Annotated in this window: 6 protein-coding genes and 1 pseudogene; 3 read left to right on the top strand and 4 right to left on the bottom strand. The window is 41.4% G+C overall.

The window, feature by feature from the left end:
* Window positions 1–1020: site-specific integrase (locus PVV63_RS09890; RefSeq protein WP_273791707.1), on the top strand; the 1020-nt coding region annotated here is incomplete at its 5' end.
* A gap of 173 nt (window positions 1021–1193) precedes the next feature.
* Here the strand turns inward: PVV63_RS09890 and PVV63_RS09895 are convergent.
* The 3 genes from PVV63_RS09895 to PVV63_RS09910 form a co-directional block, all read right to left on the bottom strand.
* Entirely contained in the window at window positions 1194–1406 is a 213-nt protein-coding gene (locus tag PVV63_RS09895) for a hypothetical protein (protein ID WP_273791708.1), read from the bottom strand.
* Between the two features lie 131 nt (window positions 1407–1537).
* Window positions 1538–1765, bottom strand: a complete 228-nt coding sequence (locus PVV63_RS09905; protein WP_273791710.1) for a hypothetical protein — start codon at window positions 1763–1765, stop codon at window positions 1538–1540.
* Window positions 1762–2424 carry a lysozyme gene (locus tag PVV63_RS09910; RefSeq protein WP_273791711.1) on the bottom strand — a complete coding sequence of 221 codons (663 nt, stop codon included), beginning with the start codon at window positions 2422–2424 and terminating at the stop codon, window positions 1762–1764. The genes PVV63_RS09905 and PVV63_RS09910 overlap by 4 nt, the downstream gene beginning before the upstream one ends.
* 185 nt (window positions 2425–2609) lie before the next feature.
* Between PVV63_RS09910 and PVV63_RS09915 the strand changes: the two genes are divergently transcribed.
* Together PVV63_RS09915 and PVV63_RS09920 are read left to right on the top strand one after the other, a co-directional pair.
* Entirely contained in the window at window positions 2610–2933 is a 324-nt protein-coding gene (locus tag PVV63_RS09915) for a type II toxin-antitoxin system RelE/ParE family toxin (RefSeq protein WP_015857128.1), read from the top strand.
* A 12-nt stretch (window positions 2934–2945) separates the two neighbouring features.
* On the top strand, window positions 2946–3257 hold the full coding sequence (locus tag PVV63_RS09920) for a DNA-binding protein (protein WP_208439803.1): 312 nt from the start codon (window positions 2946–2948) through the stop codon (window positions 3255–3257).
* Window positions 3258–3349: 92 nt separating this feature from the next.
* Here PVV63_RS09920 and PVV63_RS09925 read toward each other — a convergent pair.
* Window positions 3350–4206, bottom strand: a pseudogene (locus PVV63_RS09925) (late control protein); the annotation flags it as partial.

The raw sequence follows: 4206 nt of genomic DNA on the forward strand, positions 1-4206 counted from the left end.
CACAATAAGCGCCGTGAAATGGGACTTGGTCCTGTTACAAAACTCTCTTTAAAAGAAGCGCGTGAGCTTACAAGATATTATAGTGATATTCTTAAAGAAGGCAATGATCCTATTGTCTTTCGAGAACAGACTATTTTAAAACAGCAAAGCAATATTTTTCAAGAAATTGCAAAAGCGGCTTTTGAAAGCAAAAAAGCAGAGTTGAAAAATGAAGGTAAAAACGGCCGCTGGTTTTCTCCTCTAGAGTTGCACGTGATTCCACACATAGGCAAATTACCTATAGAAAAATTAACAGCCAATATCATCCGCAATGTTCTCTCACCCCTTTGGCATGAAAAAGCAGACACAGCGCGAAAAGCACTTAACCGTATCAATATTTGTTTGAAATATGCAGCGGCTCTTGGTTTAGATGTTGATCTACAGGCTTGTATGAAGGCACGCGCTCTTTTAGGAAAACCACGTGCGACATCAACAAATATTCCTGCTATGCCATGGCAAGAGGTTCCGGCATTTTATCAAAGCTTGGATGATAAGATCCTTTCAAATTTAGCACTGAAGTTACTCATTTTGACGGGAGCACGGTCATATCCATTGCGCTATTTGCGCCTTGAACAAATTGATAAAAATATATGGACGATACCAAAAGAAAACATGAAAGGTATTGTAGGGAAAGTTTCAGACTTTCGCGTGCCACTAAGTGGTGAAGCTTTGAGAGTTATTGAAAAAACTCTCCCCTTTGAAAAGAATGGTTTTCTCTTTTCTGGTCTTAAAGGTAACCCCATTTCTGATGCCACCATGGCAAAATATATGACAGTTTGTGGTTTGACTTATCGTCCCCATGGTTTTCGTTCAAGTTTACGGGATTGGATAGCAGAGACAACGTCAACACCGTTCGAGATTGCCGAAACTGTTCTTGCCCATTCAGTTGGGAGTTCAGTGACAAAAGCTTATATGCGAACGGATTTTTTAGAACAACGACATGTTCTCTTGGAACAGTGGGCTTCATTTATAACAGGATAGAATTTTTACAATTACCTCTGCAGTGTTTTTAGCTATTTTGGAGAGAAATTTGATATGTCCAATTCTGTGAAAATAACAGTTTTAAATGTGTAAAGCTATTATTGATAGTCTCCATGAGACGAGCAAAATTAAGAAACCATTTTCTAAAGAATTTCGCGCGTCTCAGAGTATGTTTAGAGTCGGATATTTGGTTTTTGTGTAAAAATACTTACAAACGCATCCATAATACGTGAAAAATCAAGCGCTAATAAGAGTATAATGAGTACAATCCATTTCGTATAACGCGACATCACTTTTACACTTTTGTAGGTCATGATGATTTCTTGAAGGGTTTCTTTTTCTGCTTCTGTAAGCTCTGTATCGTCTTGTGTTTTTTTTCTAGCCATGTTTCCACCCACACACGCGTTCACCTAGATTATTGTGCTTTAAGATCTCTCTTGCTAAGTTTGAACTGATGGCGTTCAGATCTTGCTTATCTAAATAAATTGGCAACCAGCCAACACAAGAAGAAGCATATTTATTTGTCGTGCAACCAGTCAGAGAGAGCAGCACGCACATCAGCATCACTTTTTTGATTAACTTCACTTTCCACCTCCAGACGTGTTGTGGCTGCTTTTAAAGCTTTTTCTGTTTGCTTTTGTTGCTCTGCTTTTTTCCCAAGAGTAAAAGCTCTTGCCAAGGCAATAAAAAAAGCGGCTAAAGCCGCACCTGTTACCATCAGATTTCTTTTCATCCATAAGATCATAGACGATGCTCCTGAAAGCGTTTAGCAACAAAGAAAATACCAGCACATGCGGCTAAAATCATAATGGTGGCCAAAGCCCATTGGATTGGTCCATTTCCTGCTAATAAGCCTCCAAGCCCAGAAAAAGAACCAATAATCGGTGCAAGGGCTTCGGCTTTGAAAACCCCCGTTGATGCTTGCGTTTCTACTGTTTGATAATTGGAGGAAACAAAAGCCCCTTTCGCCCATAAGCCTGTTTCTGCCGCACGCCGGTGTGCGAGACCTTCAAGACGCTTCCCGCCTGCTTTGGTCCATTTCTGCAATTCGGTTGGTACAGCTTCATATTCACCTTGATTGAGCTTTTTTAACAGTGTCGAGTTACAAAAGGCTCCTGTTCCTACATTATAGCAAAAGGACACTAACGCCGCGAATTGTTCATCTGTTAATGAAACTGTAACAGCGCGTTCAACAGCATTTTCAAATTGTCTTAAGTCTTGACAAAGAAGTTCTTCTGCTTGCTTTTCAGTGATTGTCATGCCTTCGTAAATAAAAGGTTTTCCAGCACTGTTTGTATGTCCATAACCTATTGTCCACACCCCAATGGCATCTTTATAGGCGTTTAAACGCAAACCTTCCCATTGTTTGATAAGTGCAAGTCCTTCTGATGATATTTTTCGCATATGCTTCTCCATAAAAAAAAGCTCCGCAAAAAGCAGAGCTGGATTAAAAAAATTGACATCTTTCTCATTCGGAAAGATAGCTTGGTTAAGCTTCATGTCGCTTTTTCATTGGAACAAAAGAAGATTTTTTCTCAACTTTTAATTTCTCTCTTGACAAACATTCGTTTATAAACGAATATAACATCATGTTTGAAATACGTCACTACCTTACTTCTGATGGCAAAGACTTGATAGCTGATTGGCTGCGAAAGCTCCGTGACATGCAGGCTAAAACTGCAATTATTCGCCGCCTTAATCGTTTAGAGCAGGGGAACTTTGGCGATTTCAAGCCGCTTCGTGAGGGTGTCCATGAATTGCGTATTAATGTTGGTCCTGGCTACCGAGTTTATTATGTCCAATCTGGAAAGACCGTATTGTTGCTATTATGCGGTGGCAGCAAAAAAACACAAGAGACTGATATCACTCGTGCATGTGCTTGCTGGCGTGATTGGCAAAACCGTGAAGATTAAAGGAGTGCAAAAATGAAAGACCGTAACCATGATGATGCAATGGCAGAAATATTCCGTGATGATCCTGAGTTGGCAGCGGCTACCCTTGATGCAATCCTAGCAGATGGTGATCAGGGTGAACTGCTTGTAACTCTACGCCAAATGGCCAAAGCTTATGGTGGTGTTCAAGCTGTAGCTAAAGCAGCCAACTTGAACCCAACACAACTTTACCGTACACTTTCAGAGAAAGGTAATCCAGAGTTCCGCAGCTTGAATGCTTTACTGCGTACCATGGGGTTTCGTTTGGCTGTACAGCCTCTTGAACGACCAGTTCCACACGTGTAACTTTAGTGTTCACTCCCCACCTTTAAAGATGGGGAAGGGAGGTATTTAAGCAATCTTTTAAATGAGGGGCTCTACATCTGGTTTATAACCTATCATGTATCCTCTTCGTCCATATGGATGACGCCTTCGCCTTCGTCGCATGCGTTTTGTGGTGCGTTTGGATCAAGGGTATCGTCCTTGTCTGGTGTGGTGTTTGCAACGTTTCCAGCTGTGTCTTCTTGGGCTTCATCAAAAAGTTCGCACTCTATTTTTGTTGTGTAACCACCTGTTTTATCAAGTTTGTGCTTAACACTTTTGATGCGCCATTCTGCTGGAATATAGGGGCGGAAAGGGGGCTCTTGAACAAGTTTTGCTTCTGCTTGTACAAACGGATCACCACCGATATCACATGAGAAAGAAGACTTACCGTGTGATGATTTATTGCGATAAGCAGCAATGGCTGCAACAGCCTCTGATTGGTTATGGTAGGTGTATTTGAGTTCATGAAACGGCGGATTACCAACTTTGACTTCTTTTTTTTCACCACTGCGTAAATCATGATAGGTTGCGAGAACACCGCCTTTTTTCTCTTTGTCTTCTTCTTGTTTTTCCGATTCTTTTTCTGCTTTTTCCGATTCAGATGATAATGGTGCTGTTCTGCCACTGTCATCCATATGGATAAAGTTTTCATCATCATCAATCTCTTCTGGTTCTCGTGCATCAGCAGCGGCTTTTTGGTCGTCTCCCACATCTGTTTCTAAGCCATTTGCTGCTCCTGCTTCATCCCGTGCGCTGTATTTAAAATCCCAAGAGGTACAATGTTTCTCATGAATAACAACAATAGGGAGTGTTTCACCGGTGATGGCTTTGCCTTCACCCCGTTTGGCGAGCACCAGTTTGCCATCAACGGGCTTTGCTACCGCATCATATTCTTCTGCAAGGCGTGCAGCAAAAGCCATATCACTTTCTG

Source organism: Bartonella sp. CM31XJBT (genome assembly GCF_028618555.1).
Classification (GTDB): domain Bacteria; phylum Pseudomonadota; class Alphaproteobacteria; order Rhizobiales; family Rhizobiaceae; genus Bartonella.